Here is a 23452-nt window from a genome sequence, read left to right as displayed (position 1 = left end):
GACAAATGACAAACTTTACCAGTTATCTTTAATTGCAGCAACTTATTTACAATTGCAATTGAATGCGATCGCCTGGTACTGGTTCAATTACTTTGGTGCTGAGATTATTTTGCGCTAATGATGCCCGAAATTCCTCAACAGTACCTACAGTTGTCAGAAATTTGTCGATCAATCCTTCAAAGGTAACATCGCCACCTGCGGCTGTGGGTAGCATGACTTGCGGTTTTAACCACTTGGCTACTTCTAAGGCTTTGTTTGTTCCCTTAATAATCGAACCTACTAAGGGTAGGTTCAAATCAACCAGGGGTGTAATTACCACATCTACTGGTGCAGCTTGCTGAATTTGCGGGTCATGGGTGCCGTGAGGATCGTAGTATAAAGTTAAACCACTCTGCAAATCTTTGAGGAGATAACCATTTTCTCTGGCGTTAGGGCCTGCAAACAAACCATTAGTGGCTTTAATTTCTAAATTATCTTGAAATGTGAAAGTTTCACCGGGATTTAAGGCTGTTACAGAGGTATAACCTAAATTCTGCACTACTTTTGCGGCACTTAAAGAGGCTACCACCGGAATTTGGCGATTAAGTTGTTTGAGTGTTGGTGGGTGCGCATGATCTTCTAAACCCTGAGACAGCAGAATCAAGTCAATGTTTTCTGGTATGGGGCGTTCTTTGAGTTTAGTACCTTTAAATAGCCAATCCAAATTAATGAAGGTTAACGTATCCACTAGCCAAGGGTCTAGTAAGATTCGTTTACCTGCGATTTCAATCAGCCAACTATTGCTGTCTAACCAAGTTAAATGCATAGCACAATCAAGATAACACCTGATTTATATTATGAATTTATTTGCAATTCTTAACAAAAAATAATTTAATTAAAAAAACAGCTTAAATCTTGCAAGCTGGGCGGGAATTGCAACGCTGAGGATTTTATTGAGTTCTATGCTGTTTTGGAATTGGAGAATTTGCTGCTTGGGTAAATCAAAGGGAAATTCGCCTTCTAAGTCTGGACGTTGCATTTGCGCTAGTAAAATTTGTTCCGATCGCTTACTTTGGATTGCATAGCCGATTTCAATACAGACATTGGGACTGGGAATTAATTGTGTAGTTTCTTTACTGGGGATACTCGCGATCGCAGTTGTGTCTGCAATAAATAATAAGCTCTTGCGGATTTTGCGCAAAATCCCTGCCGAAAGCCTTAAGGGGCCAGTTCCCGGACGATATGATTCTACTAAAGTTAGGGGAAGACGCGATCGCTTGTTTAACGTTTCTAAAGTTTTTTGCAACCCTTCTCGCAAAGCTTCGCTCGCTGCGGCATACTCAGTTTGATAGCATAAAAAAATAGTTGGCTCTAATTGAGCTAACAGCGCTTGCTTAGTAAAATAAATTTCATGACTAATCAAGTCAATATTGGCGACGCAATAGCCACCACTACCTTCAACATAAAATTCAATAGTCTCCCCTTCGAGATAGCGGCTAAACCAAGTTGATTGTTTGACTTCATCGCTATCTTCCAAAAAATCCGCTCTCAATCCCGATCGCAACAGACTTTTCTTACTCAGGCGAATATCTGGCGGACGTTTTTCCAATTCCGGAATTGGCTCATAATCTTGTATATACCATGCTCTGAGCGCAATAATTGACATAAGGCGCTATTTCAACTATCTTGTGCTATTTAACTTTGTACAAGCTTATACCAATTTTGCTCAGAGTGGTCAGTTGTCAGTGGTTAGTTGTCAGTTGTCAGTTGTCAGTTGTCAGTTGTCAGTTGTCAGTTGTCAGTTGTTAGTTGTCAGTTGTTAGTTGTCAGTTGTTAGTTGTTAGTTGTTAGCGAACCAATGACTAATGACCATTGACCATTGACCATTGACCATTGACCATTGACCATTGACCATTGACCATTGACTAATTACTCAGGAATTTGTGAACTTATGAAAACTAGTTTTACCTTTCCATCTCTTAGAGTTTCGCAGTGATGAATTCAAGGATAAATTATTAACTTTGCATTGTGGGTTGAGAGGTAATTCTATCCAAAACTCTGTACCTTGATCAACCTCTGAGATACATTCAATAATACCACCATGCTTGTCTACAATAATTTGATAGCTAATAGCCAGACCTAATCCTGTACCCTTACCCACAGGTTTAGTTGTGAAAAAAGGGTCAAAAATTCTTTGTTTGATTTCTTCTGTCATTCCCGGGCCGTTATCAGCAATGCGAATTAATACAAAGGAATTATCTGCTGAGACTCTGGTGGAAATACAAATAGAAGGCTGAAAATATGTTTCTTTATCTGCTTTCAATTGTAAAGCGTCAATGGCGTTGCTGATAACATTCATGAATACTTGATTCAATTGTCCGGCGTAACATTTGATTAAGGGTAATTCACCATAGTCTTTAAGTATCTGGACTCCAGGGAAATCGACGGTAGATTTCAGTCGATGTTGTAAAATTAGTAAAGTGTTGTCAACGCCTTCGTGCAGATCAACAGGCTTATATTCTGCCTCATCTAAACGAGAGAAATTGCGTAAAGATAGAACAATAGAACAGATGCGATCGGCTCCTATTTGCATAGAGGAGATGATTTTTGGTAAGTCTTGGGCGACAAAATCCACATCGATCGCTGTTTCTAAATTACTAATTTCCCGATCGCGTTGGGGATAGCGGGATTGGTAGAGGTGTAATAGTTGTAATAGTTGTTGGGTATAGTCTTGAGCGTAAGACAAATTACCGTAAATAAAGTTAACAGGATTATTAATTTCATGTGCAATACCTGCAACTAACTGTCCCAAACTAGACATTTTTTCAGTTTGAATTAATTGTGTTTGGGTTTGTTTGAGTTCAGTTAAAGTTTGTTCTAATTCTTGGGCTTTAGCCTTGGCTTGAGTTTCCGCAGCTTGACTTTGTTTATATAGTTGTGCTTGTTGAATTGCGATCGCTGCTTGATCTGCTAACTGTAGCATTAACTCAATTTCTGTATCTTGCCAATCTCGCGGCGCATCACATTGATGGGCTATAAGTAATCCCCATAGTTGCATACCCATTTTAATGGGGATAATTAAGTTAGCTTGCACTTGCATACTCTGCAAGAATTCTTGATGACAACCACTCAAATTCGCTGTAGCGACATTGTGAATGGCGCGTACTCTTCCTTGCAGGTACAAGCGAGTATATTCATCAGGAAAGCATTCTTCGGGGGCTTTGATTCCCAATACTGAGGGATATTTGCCATTGCTTTGTTCTACAATTACCTGACTATCAGATTCCGGTAATATTTGGAAAATTAACACCCGATCGCAATTTAGCAAAGGGCGGACTTCTCGAACAATAGTTTGTAAGATGGTTTCTAAGTCTAAGGTACTGCGGATTTGCTGGGTGATTTGGGCGATCGCCTTGGTAATCATTAATGATTTTTCTAGTTCAGCAGTTTTTTCCTGTACCCGTTGTTCTAGGTTAGTATTGAGTGCTTGTACCTGTTTGTACATTTGCTGCTGCTGAATCGCCATTGAGAAGTGATAGCCTAAAGCTTGTCCTAAGAAAATATCTTCAGGTTTCCATTCCGGTGCTTGGCCTTTTCTTTCTTCTCGCCACACATCAAAGGAAAGCTGGGGTAGTTGTTGTCGCTGATTTTGCTCGCAGCGTCCAGCCCACAAAATTTCTGTATCAACTTCTGCACGAAAAATCGTTAAAATACCGATAAACTGCTGCCGATTATGTAAAGGTATCACCAATATTCCACGAATTTTTGTGCCTTTAAAAGCCAAGGCTAAAACTCGTAAATGTGCTTCCTTATACAGGTCTGTAATTGCTAAAACCTGACTCGGTTTACAATCAGCTATCCAATTTTGCCAAACGGGATGCTGTTCGAGAGCAATATTTTCTGGTTCATCGGATAATTTCGGCTGTTCGCCCCAAAGATAAAGTTCTCGACTATGTTCAATATATAATCTGCCACCTGTACCAGCTAAAGCCGCAATAGTAGTTTCTAGTGCGGTTTGTAATTGAATAGTTGGTAATTGATGTAACAGAATGCTAACTTGGTTGAGAATCGTTTGTTGTTGTTGCTGGAGACGGGTTTGACTGAGAAGATTGCTTTGAGCGATCGCAATTTCTACCTGATCTGTAACTTGTTGTAATAATTTCAGTTCCCAAGGTGCAATAGTTCTCGGCTGGCTGTGGTGCGATACTAACAATCCCCATAATTGAGACTTGGCTGATTGCTGCTTGAGATCCCGATGTAAAATTGGCATTACCAAGGAAGACTGGACGCCCATAGCCGTTAAATATCTAATATGACAGGGGTCTACTTTTCGATAATAGATATTCTCTTGTGCTGTGGATTCGTTAATTTGTGGCGAATATAGTGGCGATAATCCAATTTTACCATTAGCTACATCCACAATTGACCTTTGGTGCAAGGTGACAAACATTTCTCTGGCATAGTGGGGAATATCACTTTCGGGAAAGTGCAACCCTAATAGAGATGGTAGACGCTGTTCGTGAATCGATTCCGCAATCACTTCTCCACTCTCATCGCGATGGAACCGATAAACCATCACTCGGTCTGTCCCCAGAAATGAACGCACTTCCGCAACCGTAGCTGCTAAAATTTCTTCAAGTTCGAGCGATCGCCGAATGCGATCGGTCATTCGATGCAGTAAACTCTGTGGATCGAAGGATTGCTCCCAGCCATCTCGTTGATTGGTAAAAGCCATTATTTGTCTACACTAAAGTAATTTATAATCGTCAACTTTCCCTGAACCACGTTGTTCGCTGAAGAGAATTTCTCCTCAATCCAGACATTTCCGCTATTTCGGGGTATTTTGATCCCCTATGGTTGGCGGTATGGTTAATCTGATTGTTTTCCTATAAAGGGAAGGTGTATAGAAAAGATTTAGCGAACTCGCGTTTACCTGTGTTTCCTCGGAAAAATTCAGAGTTTTACAGGTTAATTTCTTAAGAAAAAGTTAATTATTAAACACCTAATTTTATAACTAACAATTAGCAGATGTATAGGGTATTTTTATGCAAATTACAAAATTTGCATAAAGTTTATAGGCTTGTATCAATATTGACGCACATATAAACGTTTTGTTGAAAATAAATCAACAAATAATCCAGAAGTTCTCTAGTTAAAAACTTTTTAATTAGGGGAATTTAGTGATTCCCCCTCTAAGTCGCTCAATCAGCGTATGAATGTAATTAATACTGCAAATGCTTTTCGGCAATTGCAGTTACAGAAAATCGCTTGCGAATTTCTTCACGTACACTCATGAGAACTTTACCAAGATGGTTTTCACCAGTTTGATTAATACCGCAACCCCAAAAATAATCATTAGGAGAATTTTCTACTAAAATCTCCTCACCTGTGCCTAAGAGAATGTCGCGAATTTCAGTATGGGTGAGAAACTTTTTCAGAACTGCTTCTCGCATCACTTGAGTTTTTACTTGATGCCAATCAGCACGCATTTGGCGGCTACTACAACGTCCTAAAGCAGCCGCTTCTTCTGGAGTTGTGGCTTGATGGATTAGAGGTATAATTGCTGCATCTTTGCTGCCAACAAACTTTTGTGCTTGATAATAATGCTCCACCGTTGACCAATAAGTACCCTGGATTTTAATTCCGTGGGGAGAAAAGTTAGAAAAACAGCCATAAGGTTGCCAAACCTTGTAAAAGTAAATAGTCATCTGAAAATTGCTCTTCAATATCAACTTAAACTTTAGCCCGACAACTAATGAATTTTTAACTTTCCGTTAGCAGATTTGTATGTTTTAAAGTCTCAAGTTATGCAACAATTCTCAACAGAAAACTGGAAAATCCGCGATCGCTTTGTGGAAATGCGCTCAAGTTGGTTAACTGTAATTGGCGAACATCTAGAAGACAATCGCGGTCAAATATTAGAATACTGGCGCGTGGAGAAAGCCGATTCTGTGGTCATTCTCCCCATTCAAGCCCATCAGATCATTCTCCCACCGCCAAGCTATCGACCAGGATTGAGTCAACTCACCTGGGACTTTCCTGGCGGGCGCTTACCCCCAGGACAAAACCCCGATGCGGTAGTTCCAGCTATTCTGCAACGAGAATTAGGAATTGCAACGACAACAATTAGCCGACTCATACCTTTGAATGTTCAAGGTTGGGCGGTGAATAGTTCTTTTTCTAACCAGAAACTGTACGGCTTTGTCGCCGAACTGGAACCTATACCAATAGTTGCTGCTGAGTATGTTGGTGCAACTTATCCCAAAAATACCACAGGTATACATGATTTACTCCAGAGTCTTACCTGTTTGCAATGCCGTACTGTTTTGCTGGAGTGGTGGTATCAGGAAGTTTTGACCATTGACTGTTGACTGTTGACTGTTGACTATTGACCGTTGACCGTTGACCGCGCCGCACTGAGCCTGTCGAAGTGTTGACTATTGACCGTTAACATTAAAAAGGATTGTAAATCAAAGAGAAATACAGCCCGTTTTCTTGCCAAGTGTTGTCTCTGGATTCTACAGATACTAAAGGAATACCCCAATCAAGACGGGCGGTAAAGCGATCGCCTTGTGTCCAACGCAAGCCTAAACCCACAGATGCTAGAGTATTGGGGTCTGGGTTATCCCGATTAGAACTATTCCAAGCTACACCAAAGTCAACAAAGGGGATAATCTGCAATACACTATTCATCTTCGGTAAGCGCAGAATCGGTACTTGTACTTCAGCAGAAGCGAAAGCACCATTATCTGTTAATAAGTAATCTTGACGATAGCCGCGTACTGTATCAATACCACCTAAACCTAGTTGTTCTAAAGGTAGCAAAGCTCTAGAAGCGAGTTGCGTATTTGCCCGGATAATTAATAATGTTTCCGGCGCTAATAGCCTTGCCCACTGGGCTTGACCTTGCCAAGAGAAAAACTGACTATCGGGAGCTTCTTGATTTATAGTTGGATTTAATACATCTATACCCAAGTTAAATTGCGATCGCAAAGCGATGACTTCGCGGCTATTACGACTTGTCCATTCTTGGAAAAATCGCAGTGCAGAGATGCGCGTTTTACCTTCAGCATCAGCACCTAATGAGGGGAAAGGTAAGCGATCGCCTTCAATATAACTAGCTTCGCTTTCTCGCCGCGAAGCTGTCAAGCCTACAGCAAATTCTTGGGTAGGAGTTTGAACAATCGGTTGACGATAGGTAATTTCGTAATAACGAGAAGAGGATTCAATATCAAGAATATTAAAGGGTTCTTCAATAACATTGCTGGATGTGGTACCAAAGTTAAAAGAAAGCGTACCGTTACGAGCGTTAAGGGGTATGTTATAGCCGACATCAAAGGCATTGCTACCATCGGTATTCGTATAAGCAAAGTTAAAACCATCTCCGAAGCCGAGCAAGTTAGCTTGATTGATTTGTAAGCGCCGACGGAAACTACCTACACTAGGCGATCGCCCATTATCTAGGACGATTTGCGAACTAAAGGTTTTGGCTTCCCTAACTTCTATTTGTAAGACGCTGACACCGGGACGAGAACCGGCGGATAGTTCTGCTGAGAGATTTTGAATTAGGGGATTGAGTTGCAGTAGTTGCAATGCTTCGAGTAATTTTTCGCGATTTAACGGTGCGCCGGTTGCGATCGCTAATCGACTGCGGACATAATTAGGATTGAGACGGCGAGTTCCAGTTATCTGAATTTCTTCTAACTTACCTTCCACAATCTGAATTTTCACCACACCAGACTTAATAGTTTGGGGGGGAATGTACGCACCGGAGGTAATATAACCTTTTTTGACATATAAATCGGTAATTTTCGACCGCGCTTGAAATATCTCTGCTAGAGATATCGGCCTTTTAGTAAATTCTGCGATCGCTGCGGCTAATTCTTCTTGAGAGAAGACTGTACTTCCCGAAATTTCAAACTTATCCACAACAATCGTTTCTGGTAGCTTGTCGGGAAACGGTTGCTCTGGTGTAGGGTTAGGACTAGGTGCGGGAAGTAACTCTTCTGGTGGAGGTAATGGCTGGGGTGGGTTAGGTATGGGAGATGGGGAAGGTATGGGTGGTTGCACATCTTGTGGCGGTGGCAACTGTTGGGAGAGAATATAAGTATTATTTGGCACTTGTACGGTATTAATCGTCTGCGCCTGTGCTGACCGAGAATTCATGCTGCCAAGCAACACTAATATACTCAGTTGTAACCATAATAATGCTCGCTGGGGAGAAAATTGATTGCTCATACTTATTGTGACAGTTCAAGGGACATGAAAATTTATCGGTCAGCAAGTTGACATTACAGGAGAGTAGTTTGTGTCATATTTATTGATCTAACTCCCAGCTAAATGAAAAATTTCACCTAGAGTTTAAACTGATACCTGAAGTTTCACTATTATCTGGTATGTTCCAGGAATTTGCCAAGCACATCAAATACCCCTTACCAACCGCCAATTAGACAAAATCAACATCTAGTAATCCTATAGCAACATTGCACGAGTTAGGAAATCTATCCTAGATAGAGGAAATATACACTCTTGTCGCAGTTGAGAGATTTGCTCACAGATAATTGACAATTTATATTCTTGATTTCCGCTAATTTAGATATTTCTATGCCTTACCAATATCGGAGATTTTATCTATTAAACTATTTACCTATATTTGAAAATCACCAAATAATTATATATTTCAACAACACGAATAACTCAAATTTAGATAACAGCTAAATTATTAGCTTTTTCACTTTTAAAGATAAATACTAATTAGCTTTCAAAAAGTAATTGAGTGGTATTAAATATTTTACCTACTCCGCTTATTTTTATCTCTTATTTAAATAAGATTATGTAAGAATTTATACACAAAAAACATGAAATTTCATCCTTGAACCTGCTGTCAAGTAGCTTTGTTGACTCTTCATCCCTAAGGAAAAACACACTCTTGGGGAGTATTTTGTCAAGAGTCTTTCGGTATAATATTTTATTTGAATTTTTGTGTCGTTAGATTGAAAATCTATCATGCTTTTGACTGTTACTGTGCGTTAATCGCCAGCTTATTGTCAGTTTATTACCACCAATAAAGTCAGATTTTTCGCTAGTGAAGACTCTATCTCTCTCTGCTGAAGAACTACTCAAAAGCTCATCTCCTCTAGAAGTAGAACTCATTAAGGCCGCTCCAGCATCAGCACTCATACCTTGGGCAGATTCTCCACCGAAAATCTCTAAGCAAGCTACTCGAACTAGTCTCAAAGCTTCAACTCTGGATGGAGTATTTGCAGCTATTTTTTCTAATATTACCGGCGGTGTATTGCTGGTTAACTTCTTACTCCAGTTAGGTGCTAACCCAGTGGAAATTGGCTTGCTCTCTTCCATTCCCCTACTGACGAACTTCTTACAACCATTCGGAGCCTACCTAGCCGATCGCACTACCAGCCGCCATTGGTATACAATGATGATTTTTGGCCCCTCTAGACTGCTGTGGTTGGTTTTAGTTGGAGGTATTGCTTGGTTCTGCTGTTCGGATATGGAATCCCACCAGTTAGTTATTGGGACTTTAGCAATTATCCTCATCACCAATATCTTGGGAGCCTTAGGCGGTTGCGCCTGGTTTAGCTGGATGGCTGCTTTAGTTCCCCCTGCTTTACGCGGACGTTATTTTGGTTTGCGCAATAGTGCAGGTAGTTTGGCGAATCTTCTATCTGTACCAGTTCTCGGATATATTATCTCAGCTTACCCTGGTGGTGATATTCAAGCTTACGCCATACTGTTATTTTTTGGCGTCATCATCGGCTTAATCAGTTTGGCTTGTCAATTTTGGATGGTGGATGTCAACCCCCAAGTTTACCGCGCTGGTAAAACTGCGTCTCCCACTGCAGAAAATTCCCAAGATTCTCAACCGCAGCCATTTACTATCTTTAAAGACCGGAATTTCTTAAAATTTCTGCTGTATGTGGGGTTGTGGACATTCGCCGTTAACCTCAGCTCGCCGTTTTTTAATCTTTATCTGTTGAAAAACTTAGATTTAAACTTGACTACAGTTACTCTTTATGCAAGTTTACTGGCTGGGGCTAACTTAGTCATGCTGGTAATTTGGGGTAAGTTAGCCGATCGCGTCGGCAATCGTCCCATATTATTATTAGTGGGTAGTTTAATTGCTGTCACACCCTTATTTTGGCTAGGCTTGGGTAGTGACTTGATTTCTGTGTGGTTATGGCTACCCTTGATATACCTGATTTGGGGTGGTTTTGGTGCAGCCATCGACTTATGTAACAGTAATATTCAGATGGAGATGGCTCCATTGGATAGTCCTTCGCAATATTTTGCGATCGCAGCTGCGGTTACTGGTGTTTGTGGTGGTTTAGGTGCAACAACTGGCGGTTTTTTAGCCCAGCTAGATATTATTGGTGGTTTACCTGGATTATTTGCCCTTTCCGCCGCTTTACGCTTAATAGCGCTTTTCCCCTTATTCTTTGTCCGCGAACCCCGCAGTAAATCCCTGACTCATGTTATCGAAAAAATTCTGCCTTTTAAGGCAAAAGCAAAGTTAGTCTCTACAGAGAAAATGGCAGTTTAATTGAGATTTTCACCAAAAAGCGAGAGGATTTCACAATTCAAAATCTAATTCTGGCTAGCAACGGGTGATGAAGACTGCTTATTACATAAAACATTGCTTCCTTCTAACTGATTTTTCTGCCATTTACCATCATGTTCTGTATTATCTGCTGTTATATGTAATACTCCTTCTCCTTGGCATTGATTATTAGCAAAGTTTCCTCTATATTCATTACCATTCTTCCATTTCAATCTCCCTTGCCCTTGAAATTGCTCGTTTTGAAATTGACCTACATAATAATTGAGATCGGAAGATTCTGGATAAGATAATCTTCCACAACCATTACGTTGATTATTTTTAAAGTCTCCATAATACTGAAACCCATTCTGCTTAAATAGCATCAACCCTCTACCGTTGGCTTGTTTTGTTTTTGGATCTATCTGTCCGTAATATTTATAGACGTTAGTTTCCCAAGTTGGTTTACCTGTAGCTGGAGGTAGTGAGGATAAGTCTCGATCAGCATCACAAGGTAACTCCACGAATTTTTTTGTCGTTACTGGTGTGGGGTTAGGAGTTTGTGGATTGTTTACAGGAGATGGTGATTGAGCTAAATATTTAGGTACAAAGTACAAAGACGCCATTAATGCCACTAAACCTACCCCCCCTGCTAAGATTAATTTTGGATTAATTAGCGATCGCTTGGTTTGTGACTGTACTTTTGCTGATGGTATTGGTCGTGATTGAGTCAGTGCTTGTAAAGCTTCTGTGGCTGTGGGGTAACGTTGGCTAAAGTGAGAACGTACCATAGTTGTTAACACTTCAGCCAACCTATCGCTGACATTTGCACGATCCCGCCAAATGATTTCACCACTTACAGGATCTTCCGGTAAATTTTGCGGTGCTATCCCTGTGATTGCTTGGATTCCTAGCATCCCTACTGCATACACATCGCTAGACAGTTTTGGCTTACCATTAGCTTGTTCATTTGGCATATAGCCATTTGTACCAATCAAGATGGTCGATGTCACTATACCTTGAGTATTCGTCTCTAAGCCTTTAATTTCTTTGACTGCGCCAAAATCAATTAGCACAATCGTTCCATCTTGACGACGCATGATATTTTTGGGTTTAATATCCCGATGAATAATATTTTGTTGATGAACAACTATTAAAATTTCTAAAACATCTGTGAGTAGTTTTTTGACTTGTGCTTCTTTCCAAGGCTGACCTAATATTATTTCTTTGCTTAAGTCATGCCCATCAATAAATTCTTGTACTAAATAAAATTCGCCGTTCTCTTCAAAATGGGCAAATAGCCTGGGAATGCGATCGCTCATCTGACCTAAACGATATAAAGCTCCAGCTTCCCGATCGAATAAATTTTTAGCAATTTTTAAAAGTTCTTCATTTTGGTTTTGTGGTTTTAGATGCTTAACCACACATTTCGGCTTCGGATCTGTCGGTATATCCAAATCCTCTGCTAAATATGTTTCACCAAATCCACCACTATCCAAGGGTTGAATAACTTTGTAACGACTGCGGAGTATGATGCTACGATAGTCCATCGGATTTACTTAACCTTCAAATCAGGAATATAAGATGTAATTTATAGCCGTTGAAACTCTACTAAATACAACAGTAAATTTATTTCTTTGCATCCAAAATCTTTACATGCTAGAACCAAATGTTGTAGCAGCAAAAGCGATCTTCAGCCATAAACAAGGAACTAGTAATTTTATATATTTTATATTTTATGCTATTATATTTTTTTAAAAAAACCATCTCAAAAATTAAAATATTTAATTATTTTGGGCAATTTATCGAAAATTAACTGGTTGTAGAATTGTCTTCCTGGCATAAAGTAGTGTTTGGTATTCATTGTTACTGCTAATTTATTATTTTTCTGGAAAGATAGTAAATTTTTGTAAAAATTATCTTGTCAATATAGATTATGATGATTTTTCCCATAAATATTTAAATCTTTGAGGGCAAGTTTGTGCCAAACACAGCCATTATTAGGACAGTGAGTTTATCTTTTCTTAGACTTAAGTACTACCAGAAATTAATATCTCCTGCTAATATATACTTAAGTGCTGTTCAGATGGGCTATGTGTGTTATTTTGCGTAATTAAATTCTAGCAAATCTAGTAACAATAGGAACTAGTATTGGCTGTGTTTAAATCAGCATTGAAACACTAATTAGCTGTTTGTGTAATTTTTATTATCAAAGCCAAAGAAAAAATTATGTAACATAAAATACTTACATAATTTTTGGCTAGATGAATAAATTTTGTTTCTTAAAAATCACGACGATGCACTCGGTAAAATCATGCTACCTCTAATAATTAATCTATATAGGCAAAATGCCCTTAGGCTGTTTTGTCTGACTTTGTGTGACCAAATCCCCAGTAATACTCTTAGCTGGAATGGAAAATTTGTCGCTCAATTGCTGTAGTTTAACAAAATTAACTCGCTCAACATACAAATCAATTTTTCTCCAAAATTTGCTCAAATCTTCGGGTAGTTTAGTTTAAAAAAATAGGGTTTTATGAATAAAAAATTGATAATTTCTGCTACTTGTTTCCTTGTGTTGACAACTTTAGGTATTTTTCCAGTACAGAAAATATTAGGTCAACAAGTATCGCCTGACTCATCAAAACCAAGCACTTTACCAGATTCCCCAACAACCCCATCATCACCATCATCTACACCAACTACTACACCAGTTCCGGAAACCACACCAAATAATGTACCAAATTCTACCAAATTCTCCCAACTTCCTTGTGATAGCGAGTCAGAGTTATCCTCACCACCTTCAGCTACAGGTAAACCAACCTGGGAAACTAAAGTCTATAAATATTACGGACAGATAGATGCAAAAACAAAACAAGCTAATGGTAGAGGGTTGATGGTATTTAAAGAAAATGGGTTTCGGTATTATGGAGACTTTAAAAATAATAAACGTCATGGTTGTGGAAGATTATCTTATCCAGTCGAAAGTAATATTAACTATTATGTAGGAGAATTTAAGAACGATCAATTGCAAGGATTGGGGGCTTTAAAATTAAGAAACGGAAATGAATATAGAGGAAACTTCGCTAACAGTAAATGTCAAGGAGAAGGAGTCTATATATTTGCCGATAAGACTGAGCAAGATGGACGCTGGAATGCGGATAAATTAGAAGGAATTGATAATTTTTCATGTAAATCATTCAACCGCGATTACCGTTAGTCTACATATAATTTAACAAGGCAAAGGTTTTTGGAAAAAATGAAAATTCTACTTTCTGCTACAGCTCTATTTGTGTTCGCAAGTTTGAGTTTAATTCCATCCCAACGATTATTAGCTCAAGAAGTACCTCCTGTAGCAGGCCCAGCAATAGCATCTAACAATAATAATGATGATCAATTACCCTCTGCTGGGCCAGCAATAGTTGCAAGAGCATCAGGAGAGAGACAATCATCATCACGCGCTTCAAGACGTTCAACGGTAATTCGTACAGAAGCACCTAGAAGGGTATCAAGACGTTCAATAGCAGATAATACAGAAGCACCCAGAAGAATATCAAGGCGTTCAACGGCGGTTAATCGGACAGAATCTAAACCAAGAGTAAGAACTGTAAATTACACAACCCAAGGACAAACTCCTACAAGAAGGAGGATTAGAAAAACTACTGCACCAACGCCTAAAATACAGGCAATTCCTGGTAATTTTCCCATCAGAAGATGGTAAAACCAGGGAAAGTTAAGATTGAAGAATTTAGAAATTCAAATTTTCTGAATTCTTCAATCTTATCAGGCTACTGGCATCATTGAGGCAGGCAAGATGCCTGCCCCACAAGAGACTGATAAAATTTAATTTGCAAATTCAATATATATTATCTGATTGCATTTTTTTATGAAAAAATTAATAGGTTAAGCACTATTAATACTTGTTAAGGATATTTTAAAATATTATAATTTACACTTGGCGATCGCCTAAATTATCTGAATTACTAAATCCAGATATAGCACAGTTGAGAAGAGTCTATCTTGAGGATCTTTTTTGAATTAGTTGATTTATTTACTATATTCATAAATGAATAATTTAAACTCAAATAGCTTTGCTAGAAGCTGAGTAATTTATGGAAAACAAGATAATTGAAAAAAACCTCAATATTAGTATTAGTTTAGGTATTGCTGTCAGTGCAATTACAATGTTTTTCTGGCTGCAATCCGAGCCTACTGCTAAAGTGGAATTGAAGCAAGGTGTAATTTCCCAAAAAACAACAGAGAAACCAGCAATTCCGATTATTAAGTCAACTATTCCCGCAACCGCGCCAAAAAATATTCATTTAGTCCTAAAACTGAGAATGCGGCAGCTATATGTATATTCAGGAGACAATTTACAAGCTAGTTATCCTGTTGCAATTGGGAAACCAGGGTTAGAAACACCAGTAGGAAAATTCAAAGTAATTGAAATGCTAAAAAACCCAGATTGGACACATCCTCAAACTGGGAAATTAGTTCTTCCAGGCCCAAATAATCCCTTGGGAGAACGCTGGATTGCTTTTTGGAATAGTGGTAGAGAATACATCGGATTTCACGGAACGCCCGATAGAGCATCTGTTGGTAAAGCAGTTTCTCATGGTTGCGTTCGCATGTATAACGAGCATGTCCGCGAACTGTATGAGCTTGTCAAAATGGGTACTCCTGTTGTAGTAGAAAATTGATACTTCCCCGTTTATTTATGTTGTCCTACGTTCATCAAGCGATCGCGATCGCACAATTTAATACTTGTACCATTGATTTCAATCATGCCATCTTGACTGAGTTTATAAAAGGCACGGGAGAGGGTTTCGGGAATTGTGCCTAAAAGCGCCGCTAGTTGTCCTTTAGCTAAATCTAGCTCGAACACATCAGCATTACCCCGGCGACTGCTTAAATTTAACAAGTAATTCGCCAAACGTTCCGGTACTTCCTTAAAAGACAGGGTATCAACCAAAAAAGTTAATTTGCGCAAATGGCGGGCAAAAGTTCCTAAAATAGCGATCGCTAAAGTTGGGTGTTGTTGTAAAACCATCAAAAATGCCGCACGGGGAATAAATACCACCTCAGAATTTTCAATCGCCCCAGCTGAAGCCGGAAATTGTCCCCCATCAAAAGCCGGTACCTCTGCAAAATGATCTCCGGCTGCAAATATATGCAGAATTTGTTCTTTACCTGCATTAGCCAGCTTAAAAACCTTAATTCTCCCAGATTTGACAATAAAAAACCCGCTACCCGGATCTCCCTCTAAAAATATCGTCGCTCCTTTTTTATAAGTCTGGAGAATCGAAATATTAGCTAATGCTTGTAATTGCTCATCTAATACACCCTGAAAAATCGGCGTACTTTGCAAAAACTGTTTAATTTCTAAAACACGTTCGGTTAAAGTCATGGTTTGTCATTAGTCATTTGTCAATAGTCAATGGTCAATGGTCAGTTGTCATTGGACTATTGACTATTGACTCTGGACTATTGACTATTGTTACCAAACTTTATATCTCCTTTTGACTTAGATCAAGGATTTAGTTTTGGCTTCTTCATAACCTAGAAGCATGAAGATTTGAGAGAGAAGACTATGTTCTGCAACCAATGTGAACAAACAACTCGTGGCGATGTCTGTCATCAGTGGGGAGCTTGTGGTAAAAGTCCAGAAGTTGACGCTTTACAAGATTTATTAGTCCATTGTTTGCGGGGACTATCGCAAGTGGCGTTACAAGCAAAGTCTCTAGGAATCGCAACTCGCGAAACTGATGAGTTTACCTGCGAGATGCTATTTTCTACCCTGACAAACGTTAACTTTTCTGTAGATGATTTTATCAATTTTGTAAATCGAGCGATCGCTTTACGTGAAAGTCTCAAGTTACAAATTAAAGCTACAGGTAATGCTGTGGTTGAGTCTGCAATTGCTAATTTTCAACCTGATAGCGATACTAAACAACAAATTCAGCAAGGAAAAGACTTAGAATTTGCATTTATCAGTCAATCTGCTAAAAATATAGATATTTTCTCCCTTAAACTCACCGTATTATATGGACTTAAAGGTGTGGCTGCCTATGCTTTCCATGCTTGTGAACTCGATCAACATGATGAAGGTTTGTATACCTTCTGCCATGAAGTTCTCGCTAATTTAGATGCCCAAGACAAGACTCTAGAAGAGTGGCTGGCTTTGGCGCTGAAAGTTGGAGAAATCAACCTGAAAGCAATGGAACTCTTGGATGCTGGTAATACAACCACCTTTGGTCATCCTACACCCACCGTTGTCCCCCTTGGCTCTACCGTTGGTAAGGCAATTCTGGTTTCTGGACATGATTTACTGGCTTTAAAGGCTGTCCTTGAGCAAACTGTCGGTACTGGTATCAAGGTTTATACCCACGGCGAACTGCTACCCGCACATGGCTATCCTAAACTCAAACAAACTTATCCGCATTTATACGGACATTACGGTACAGCATGGCAAAATCAAACCCATGAGTTTGATCATTTCCCTGGCGCAATTGTCATGACAACTAACTGCCTCATGCCTCCCCATCAATCTTATCAAGATAAAGTATTTACCTTGGGGCCTGTGGGTTATCCTGGATTGCAACATACCAGTATTCGCGATATTTCCAGCATTATCGCCAAGGCTGAGTCGATGCCAGGATTTGAGTCAGAGTGCGATCGCGGTACAGTAACTACAGGCTTTGCTCGCAATGCTGTGTTAAGTGTTGCTGATACTGTAGTTAACGCTGTCAAAGATGGTAGTATTCGTCACTTCTTTTTAGTTGGTGGTTGCGATGGCGCTAAACCCGGACGTAATTACTATAGTGAATTAGTCGAAAAGCTTCCTGATGATTGTGTCGTTTTAACGTTAGGCTGTGGTAAATTCCGCTTCTTTGACAAAGATTTAGGCAATATAGGCGGTATTCCTCGCCTCCTTGATGTGGGACAATGTAACGATGCTTACTCAGCAATTCAAATTGCTGTCGCCTTAGCTCAAACCTTTGGTGTTACCGTCAATCAACTGCCACTTTCACTAGTATTATCTTGGTACGAACAAAAAGCGATCGCAGTTCTCCTCAGTCTACTTTATTTAGGTATCCAAAATATTCGCATCGGCCCCACACTGCCAGCTTTCTTAACACCTAATGTAGTCAAGATCCTCTCAGAACAATTCCAACTCAAACTCATCACTTCAGCAGAGCAAGATTTAGCAGCTTGTCTTGGTTAAATATGGGCATGGGGCATTGGGCATTGGGCATTGGGCATTGGGCATTGGGCATTGGTTAGAGACGCGATGAACCCTTGTCTGTACAATTGTTTTCCTTGTCCCCTTGGGGACTTCCAGAAAATAAATTATCCCATTTTCATAGCGGCAGATTCTTTCTCCTCTGCTTCCTCTGCTTCCTCTGCTTCCTCTGCATACACAGCGATGGAATATTTTTTTAGTTGGAAGTCCCCTGCTCCCTGCTCCCTGCCCCTCTGCCATATGCCCTCTGCCTTTATCTATCTTCGCTCCATGTTTCATTTGCTAACAAATCAATAATCGGATCTCTTAACAAAAATTCATTTTTTTCCAATTCTAACTCTACACAAACCCAATCACGACCAGGAATAAACTTACATAAGGCATAGATTGGTTCATTTCGTTTAACAGATCCTTTCTTTACCAGATAACGAGCTTCTTCCCTCAGAACATCGAGGTCGTATTTAACAGCAGTTTTCATAAAAATCACCCCAAAATTACTATTTGTAACACATTAGTCTACTGCATTAATTGTTGCTGACTTGCTAGTAAGTCTATCGGCAATTAAATTTAATTATATGATGAAAAGTCCTATTGCCGGAAGTGGACTTTATACTTGAGGATTTACGCTTTTTTAAAATAGACTCTACACCACAGCATAAATCAACCAATCTGAGAAATATATTAAATCGTTGCAACAATCTAATTACGAATTATGTCTAACGCTATTAGTTGGATTTGTATACTTAGAAATTCGCCATGCAGTTTGTAAACCCATCTTGCCAGATTTGGTAAAAATCCAACAACCACGTTGGAATGAATCTTTACCGACTGCGCACTTAGGTTTAACTCCAATTAACTTTTCTATTTCTTCACTTGTCAGTAACCAATTAGCAGATTGGGCACGTTCTAATACATCCATGTACCATAATGGATTAGATGATTGCCAGCTAGCATTCCAGATTTTTTCTAAGTTATTTAAAGATTGCGATATTTCTTGCAATACTTCAGTCAAATGATGAATACTCGGAATAACATCTGGTGATGGTGCGGGAATTTCTGCTACTTGTTGCAGGTTTAAATCATTGGTTGATAATGGCGGTAATGTTATTAAAGTATCAGTTATTGTATTGATTGCTGTTTCAACAGGTTCATTAGTTAATTGATGATTTTCTGGCGTTTCGTTTAAAGTAGCTGTGGCGAGAGTTTGGCAGCTATTTTGGTGATTATTTAATGCATATAACAATTCTTCACAATGTTTAACCTCCTGAAACTGTTCGCCATCTCCAGGATATTTAATTTGTAATTCTTGCTCAAAATCTGGTTTGATAACATCTGCTTCTTGAGCTAAATTCCGACTTATTTGTGTAGCTAAATCACTTAAGTAAACAGCAGTATTCTTTGCACCTTTTATTGCCATTTGACGGGCGACTTGCTTTAATATATTGATAAAACGAGAATCGATCAAATCTTGATTGGCAGCTAAAACTTGACCTTCTTGACCGTTAGCACAGTTTAAAATTGCTTGAATTAAATTAAGATATGCACAGAGGCGTTGTTCGTTCATTATTTATTTTTATGCCTGCAAAATATCAGCGATCGCGTCACGTTAATGTAATCAGTAGATATGTGCAATTTAAAGTAGCTGGTAAGGGCTGTCATTGGGCATTCTCAGAGCAGCAATTTTATTTACATTTCTTAATATAAATTTATGCAATTACTGACTTACTGATTCAGCATCAAATTGATAGCGGTTTCGATCCGGCTATAGGGGACATCCAATTTTTTAAATACCCAATAAATTTGTAGTGCGAGCAGCGTTCGACTGAGCGCTCAGTCGAACGCTGCTCGCACTACTAGGGAATATGGGTAATTTATTTTTTGTAAGTCCCTAGTGGCAAATTAGCAAAAAAATTTGAGGAACTTGTGAGATGGTAAAATTTGTTGACTATTGACTGTTGACTGTTGACTGTTGACTGTTGACTGTTGACCGTTGACTGTTAACTGTTAACTGTGAACCGTCAACAGTCAACCTCTATGAGAGTAATTATCTCCCAAAATGACGACTAGCTAATTGCATCACATCAGCAATATCAACATCACCATCATTATCTGCATCCAAGAACGAATTCAACACCGAATTTCCTCCAGATTGAGGACTTTGTGCATTTGCACCAGATTGTAAAAAATTCAGCACCACAGGCACTACTTGCGGTAATATTTGTTGAATCATCCCCGCATCTAAACCAGTGCGTTGGGCGACAATCTCAGCTATTTGTTGTTGCATACCAGGAGCAAATACCGAGTCAACAGCTTGAGGATTAGGAGAAGTTCCCGCAAATTCATTCACTAGAGATTGTACTGCTTCATTACCTTGTGTAGCTTGCTTTTCTTGCAAAGCCGATCGCACTTGACTACCCACTACTGATAACACCGTTTGCATTGTCGCCGGATCTGCACCAGTGCTATTACTCAGCCGATCCACCGTGCTAATAATACTACCCAATTGCCCCAAACTCCCTTGCTGATTGGGATTTGTTACAGCACCAAGAATTTGATCGAAAAGTCCCATAAATTCTTGCTCCTAATACCGGATTCCTATATATGAATATATTTTCATGGAATTAATCGCTAATCATCTCTCAGGGTTGATATTTTTGTATATAACAACATTTTGTTATAAATATTACAAATTTAATTGGATTTGATTATCTATTAATCTATCTTTAGCCAGAAGTTTATTAATTTTATTTATACTAGAATTCTTTTAGCATCATAAACAAATGCTTTAGTGGGAATACTCACTTACACTTAATACTAGCTCCTTCAGAGGGTGCAATAATTTGCACCCTTATTTATTAGGCTTGGCCTGTTAGTTGTCAGTTATCAGGTAATTTTTACAACCAATTACCAATTAACACAAACGCTGACCAATAAAAGGGATGTTGAAAATCGGGATCTTGTAAAAAACTGAGTTGAGTTTGTCGCAATGCTTCTGCTTTTGTAATTCCTGGTTTCTTCAAGTTTTTATAAAACTCAACCATAAATTTAGCAGTAGATTCATCTTTGACAGCCCATAAAGTAGCTAGGGTACTACGTGCGCCAGAACGAACTGCAACACCAGCTAAACCTAATACCGCCCGATTATCTCCTTTAGCGGTTTGGCAAGCACTTAATACCATTAATTCTATGGGTGTAGAATCAGATTCGTTTCTAGTTTTGAGAAATTCACTCAGTTCTTTAACGTTAATCTTGCTATCCCAGGCGAGGATAAAAGTATCATCTGATTTACTACTAAATTGACCGTGGGTCGCTAAATGCAATACTGAAAAAGGATTTGATTTAATTGCTGTTTGCAGATTAATATCAGTAAATTCTTGATTCAACAGTAATTGTACAGGTAATGCCGCAGAAATTTCTCTGACTTCGGCTTTCACTGCTGGTAAAGCTTTAAAACCTTGACGGGCTTCACTTAAGGCGGCTGTAATCACTTTGAGATTTTGCGGTTTTAGCGATCGCGTTGGTAATAACTGCATTCCTGGCGACAATGCTAAACTATACTTTTCTAGTAAATATTGTTTGCCATCATATAAAGTCGCCATTGGCAGATTGCGCAACGATCCATCTAAGACAAAAGCTAAAGTCTTCACTCCACTATTAGCTAATTGGGATTCTGCAGGACGGATTAACCAATCATATATTTGTTGCGACACATTTAACCGATCCTCATCGCCAAAAGCCGGATTGAGAGATTGTCTCATTTGCTTAATCGTTGCTTCAATTTCCCCTGATGACAAAGTAGTTCTGTAGCTAGAAAGCGGTTTACCGGGAATTGAGAGAATAACTTCGATGCGATCGCGTAAAATAATTGGGTAGATGACAGCCGCTTGTTTATCAATTTTGTCAATTTGTTCTGGTTTAGCATTTAAACAAGCTTCTTGAAAGAAATTATCTAATTCTGCTAGTTGTAGCGCTTCAATTGTATCTCTAGCTTGCTTTAAGTTCTTCTGGCTGGGGTTAGATTCCAGTAATAAATCAACAAACTCCCGATACACTGGTTCCACACTTTCTTGAAAAGAGAATTGGATATCGCGATTAATGGCTACCAAGTCATTACGTAAAGACTTGAGGGTTTTCACAGAAAAATTATAAGCTGCAATCGCCCCTTGAGTATTACCCTGTTGTTTGAGAATTCTCCCAGCTTGCCAGGAAGCTTGATAAGCTATATCTGCACCATTAATTTCTTGAGCGATTTGTAATGCTTGTTGAGTCAGTTTTAAGGCATCAGCCCATTGTTGCTTGTCATAATATAATTTACCTAACTCGTTTAAAGCATAAGCTTTAGCCCGTGAATCGCTCAACATTGTGGCTTGTTGTATAGCCTGGGCTAAGGTAACTGCTGCTTGTTGGTATAAACCAGATGCTTTATCTTCTAGTTTCGCCAACTTAGACAAACTACTAGCAAAGTTAACTGCTGCATAAATCGACATCCGACTTGCAGGGAGGGTTGCTAATTGGCTGTGAATCTGCGGTACTAATGTATTAGCTGGTTCGATTTGCGATCGCTCTAAATACAAGCTAAGTTGATTTAACTGGGCTTCGATGCGTACTTGGGGATGATTAGCTTTAACTATCGCCTGTTGATAATAATCTATCGCCGCTTGTGGTTGCTGTAATTCCCGCGCCCCATTTCCCAAACTCAAGAAAATCTCACCGATATTTTCTGTGGACTGCAGGCGATCGCTAATCAGCAAACTTTGCTGTAAAATCTCTTGGGACTTTTCTACATTTCCTAACAGTTGCAACCCAATACCTAAACTTTGCAACCCTTTCGCTTTCATCGCCGAATCTGACTGATTTTGCAATTTTTGATGTACATTCAATAAAAGTTGCTGTCCCCGGCGGTATAATCCTAAAACTTGCAGTGCTTGGGCTTGATTAATTTGGCTCCCAATTTTTCCCGCTTCATCACCAATTAGCCCATAATTTCGTTCTGCATCTTGCCAAGCCTGTAAAGCATCTTCCGCTTTTCCCCGCAACAATTGCAAATTCCCCAAAGTGTTCTGCGCCACTGCTAAAATCGCCGTATTTTCTTTTGTTTTTTTCTGCGACTTCAGCAAATTTAAACTTTGATTAATTGCTTGTTCTGCCTTAGGCCAATCTCCCAAATTTTGTGCTGCTAATGACAGATAACTCAGCGTCCAAGCTTGATTAATTGTATCACCTTGCCGTTCAAAACCCGCAGCCGCTACTTCCCAAACCTTGACAGCTTCGGCAAACTTTCCCCCTGCAAATAGACTTCTACCTTGATGCAGTAAAGATTGCGGTGCTGAGGCGGAACTTTCAGCTAGTTTTGCACCTTGTCTACAATCAGGAAAAGAACAAGCCACATTTTGAGCGATTGTAAAACGAGTAGCCGCAGTAGCAGGAACCCCAATAGTTAATATCAATAATGTTAATGAACTGAAGTAAAGTTTATCTTGAGGAAATTGAATTTTTTTTTTGAATTTGGGCATTATTTTATTCCTTTCTACAGTAATTTTCATATTGCCAAGTGCCTCTTAACACCACTAAATCTGACAACGAACGATGAACATTGTCAGCAGGGCGATGTTATTAATTTGCCCAAAATCTCCCCCTATCTCTCAGTAGAGGGGAAAAATTTTGCTCTGATTTTTTTC

The 23452-nt window shown here is 39.2% G+C and carries 18 protein-coding genes; 7 read left to right on the top strand and 11 right to left on the bottom strand.

The window, feature by feature from the left end:
• Nucleotides 1-46: 46 nt before the first annotated feature.
• From AACW45_RS03625 to AACW45_RS03610, 4 genes are all read right to left on the bottom strand, one after another.
• Nucleotides 47-805, bottom strand: coding sequence for an MBL fold metallo-hydrolase (locus tag AACW45_RS03625; protein ID WP_190631226.1), 759 nt, complete (start codon nt 803-805; stop codon nt 47-49).
• Between the two features lie 69 nt (nt 806-874).
• Complete coding sequence (locus AACW45_RS03620; RefSeq protein WP_190631224.1) at nt 875-1645, bottom strand: hypothetical protein; 771 nt, start codon at nt 1643-1645, stop codon at nt 875-877.
• Between the two features lie 267 nt (nt 1646-1912).
• Nucleotides 1913-4714 (bottom strand): GAF domain-containing protein, encoded by a 2802-nt coding sequence (locus AACW45_RS03615; protein ID WP_190631222.1) that lies wholly within the window; start codon nt 4712-4714, stop codon nt 1913-1915.
• Between the two features lie 487 nt (nt 4715-5201).
• Nucleotides 5202-5687, bottom strand: coding sequence for an NADAR family protein (locus AACW45_RS03610; RefSeq protein ID WP_190631218.1), 486 nt, complete (start codon nt 5685-5687; stop codon nt 5202-5204).
• 99 nt (nt 5688-5786) lie between these two features.
• Here AACW45_RS03610 and AACW45_RS03605 point away from each other — a divergent pair, with 99 nt between their 5' ends.
• Complete coding sequence (locus tag AACW45_RS03605; protein WP_190631217.1) at nt 5787-6350, top strand: NUDIX hydrolase; 564 nt, start codon at nt 5787-5789, stop codon at nt 6348-6350.
• Between the two features lie 82 nt (nt 6351-6432).
• Here AACW45_RS03605 and AACW45_RS03600 read toward each other — a convergent pair whose 3' ends face one another.
• A complete protein-coding gene (locus AACW45_RS03600) occupies nt 6433-8217 on the bottom strand; it encodes a ShlB/FhaC/HecB family hemolysin secretion/activation protein (protein WP_190631215.1) in 1785 nt (594 codons plus the stop codon).
• A gap of 847 nt (nt 8218-9064) precedes the next feature.
• Between AACW45_RS03600 and AACW45_RS03595 the strand changes: the two genes are divergently transcribed.
• A complete protein-coding gene (locus AACW45_RS03595; RefSeq protein WP_190631205.1) occupies nt 9065-10540 on the top strand; it encodes an MFS transporter in 1476 nt (491 codons plus the stop codon).
• A 44-nt stretch (nt 10541-10584) separates the two neighbouring features.
• On the opposite strand, the gene AACW45_RS03590 is transcribed toward AACW45_RS03595, so the two are convergent.
• Entirely contained in the window at nt 10585-12084 is a 1500-nt protein-coding gene (locus tag AACW45_RS03590) for a protein kinase domain-containing protein (RefSeq protein WP_190631203.1), read from the bottom strand.
• Between the two features lie 983 nt (nt 12085-13067).
• Here AACW45_RS03590 and AACW45_RS03585 point away from each other — a divergent pair.
• The 3 genes from AACW45_RS03585 to AACW45_RS03575 all read left to right on the top strand — a co-directional run bounded on the left by AACW45_RS03585 (nt 13068) and on the right by AACW45_RS03575 (nt 15231).
• Complete coding sequence (locus AACW45_RS03585) at nt 13068-13751, top strand: hypothetical protein (RefSeq protein WP_190631201.1); 684 nt, start codon at nt 13068-13070, stop codon at nt 13749-13751.
• Between the two features lie 39 nt (nt 13752-13790).
• Entirely contained in the window at nt 13791-14252 is a 462-nt protein-coding gene (locus tag AACW45_RS03580) for a hypothetical protein (RefSeq protein WP_190631199.1), read from the top strand.
• 391 nt (nt 14253-14643) lie between these two features.
• Nucleotides 14644-15231, top strand: a complete 588-nt coding sequence (locus AACW45_RS03575) for a L,D-transpeptidase (protein WP_190631197.1) — start codon at nt 14644-14646, stop codon at nt 15229-15231.
• An 11-nt stretch (nt 15232-15242) separates the two neighbouring features.
• Here AACW45_RS03575 and AACW45_RS03570 read toward each other — a convergent pair whose 3' ends face one another.
• Nucleotides 15243-15938, bottom strand: a complete 696-nt coding sequence (locus AACW45_RS03570) for a Crp/Fnr family transcriptional regulator (protein WP_190631196.1) — start codon at nt 15936-15938, stop codon at nt 15243-15245.
• 183 nt (nt 15939-16121) lie between these two features.
• On the opposite strand from AACW45_RS03570, the gene hcp reads away from it, so the two are divergent.
• On the top strand, nt 16122-17756 hold the full coding sequence (gene hcp / locus AACW45_RS03565) for a hydroxylamine reductase (RefSeq protein WP_190631194.1): 1635 nt from the start codon (nt 16122-16124) through the stop codon (nt 17754-17756).
• Between the two features lie 271 nt (nt 17757-18027).
• On the opposite strand, the gene AACW45_RS03560 is transcribed toward hcp, so the two are convergent.
• Together AACW45_RS03560 and AACW45_RS03555 are read right to left on the bottom strand one after the other, a co-directional pair.
• Nucleotides 18028-18252: a DUF4327 family protein gene (locus AACW45_RS03560; RefSeq protein ID WP_190631192.1), complete on the bottom strand. Its 225-nt coding sequence runs from the start codon at nt 18250-18252 to the stop codon at nt 18028-18030.
• Between the two features lie 225 nt (nt 18253-18477).
• Nucleotides 18478-19338, bottom strand: a complete 861-nt coding sequence (locus AACW45_RS03555; RefSeq protein WP_199331035.1) for a hypothetical protein — start codon at nt 19336-19338, stop codon at nt 18478-18480.
• A gap of 11 nt (nt 19339-19349) precedes the next feature.
• Here AACW45_RS03555 and AACW45_RS03550 point away from each other — a divergent pair, with 11 nt between their 5' ends.
• Nucleotides 19350-19478: a hypothetical protein gene (locus AACW45_RS03550; protein WP_277880278.1), complete on the top strand. Its 129-nt coding sequence runs from the start codon at nt 19350-19352 to the stop codon at nt 19476-19478.
• A gap of 340 nt (nt 19479-19818) precedes the next feature.
• On the opposite strand, the gene AACW45_RS03545 is transcribed toward AACW45_RS03550, so the two are convergent.
• The gene (locus tag AACW45_RS03545; protein ID WP_190631190.1) at nt 19819-20343 is read right to left on the bottom strand and encodes a DUF937 domain-containing protein; all 525 of its coding nucleotides are present in this window, start codon (nt 20341-20343) and stop codon (nt 19819-19821) included.
• Nucleotides 20344-20668: 325 nt separating this feature from the next.
• Nucleotides 20669-23287: a CHAT domain-containing protein gene (locus tag AACW45_RS03540; protein WP_190631189.1), complete on the bottom strand. Its 2619-nt coding sequence runs from the start codon at nt 23285-23287 to the stop codon at nt 20669-20671.
• Between the last annotated feature and the right edge of the window lie 165 nt (nt 23288-23452).

This window comes from Calothrix sp. FACHB-168 (genome assembly GCF_963889195.1).
Lineage (GTDB): Bacteria > Cyanobacteriota > Cyanobacteriia > Cyanobacteriales > Nostocaceae > Aulosira > Aulosira anomala_A.
The sequence above is the reverse complement of the archived record's forward strand: the minus strand, read 5'-3'. Positions and strand labels throughout refer to the sequence as shown.

Excerpts from the sequence above, each read along its gene's own strand:
- AACW45_RS03605 (WP_190631217.1), top strand. The coding sequence starts at position 5,787 with ATGCAACAATTCTCAACAGAAAACTGGAAAATCCGCGATCGCTTTGTG.
- AACW45_RS03550 (WP_277880278.1), top strand. The coding sequence starts at position 19,350 with ATGCCTGCAAAATATCAGCGATCGCGTCACGTTAATGTAATCAGTAGA.
- hcp (WP_190631194.1), top strand. The coding sequence starts at position 16,122 with ATGTTCTGCAACCAATGTGAACAAACAACTCGTGGCGATGTCTGTCAT.
- AACW45_RS03570 (WP_190631196.1), bottom strand. The coding sequence starts at position 15,938 with ATGACTTTAACCGAACGTGTTTTAGAAATTAAACAGTTTTTGCAAAGT.
- AACW45_RS03610 (WP_190631218.1), bottom strand. The coding sequence starts at position 5,687 with ATGACTATTTACTTTTACAAGGTTTGGCAACCTTATGGCTGTTTTTCT.
- AACW45_RS03620 (WP_190631224.1), bottom strand. The coding sequence starts at position 1,645 with ATGTCAATTATTGCGCTCAGAGCATGGTATATACAAGATTATGAGCCA.
- AACW45_RS03555 (WP_199331035.1), bottom strand. The coding sequence starts at position 19,338 with ATGAACGAACAACGCCTCTGTGCATATCTTAATTTAATTCAAGCAATT.
- AACW45_RS03600 (WP_190631215.1), bottom strand. The coding sequence starts at position 8,217 with ATGAGCAATCAATTTTCTCCCCAGCGAGCATTATTATGGTTACAACTG.
- AACW45_RS03585 (WP_190631201.1), top strand. The coding sequence starts at position 13,068 with ATGAATAAAAAATTGATAATTTCTGCTACTTGTTTCCTTGTGTTGACA.
- AACW45_RS03575 (WP_190631197.1), top strand. The coding sequence starts at position 14,644 with ATGGAAAACAAGATAATTGAAAAAAACCTCAATATTAGTATTAGTTTA.
- AACW45_RS03560 (WP_190631192.1), bottom strand. The coding sequence starts at position 18,252 with ATGAAAACTGCTGTTAAATACGACCTCGATGTTCTGAGGGAAGAAGCT.
- AACW45_RS03580 (WP_190631199.1), top strand. The coding sequence starts at position 13,791 with ATGAAAATTCTACTTTCTGCTACAGCTCTATTTGTGTTCGCAAGTTTG.
- AACW45_RS03590 (WP_190631203.1), bottom strand. The coding sequence starts at position 12,084 with ATGGACTATCGTAGCATCATACTCCGCAGTCGTTACAAAGTTATTCAA.
- AACW45_RS03540 (WP_190631189.1), bottom strand. The coding sequence starts at position 23,287 with ATGCCCAAATTCAAAAAAAAAATTCAATTTCCTCAAGATAAACTTTAC.
- AACW45_RS03625 (WP_190631226.1), bottom strand. The coding sequence starts at position 805 with ATGCATTTAACTTGGTTAGACAGCAATAGTTGGCTGATTGAAATCGCA.
- AACW45_RS03615 (WP_190631222.1), bottom strand. The coding sequence starts at position 4,714 with ATGGCTTTTACCAATCAACGAGATGGCTGGGAGCAATCCTTCGATCCA.
- AACW45_RS03545 (WP_190631190.1), bottom strand. The coding sequence starts at position 20,343 with ATGGGACTTTTCGATCAAATTCTTGGTGCTGTAACAAATCCCAATCAG.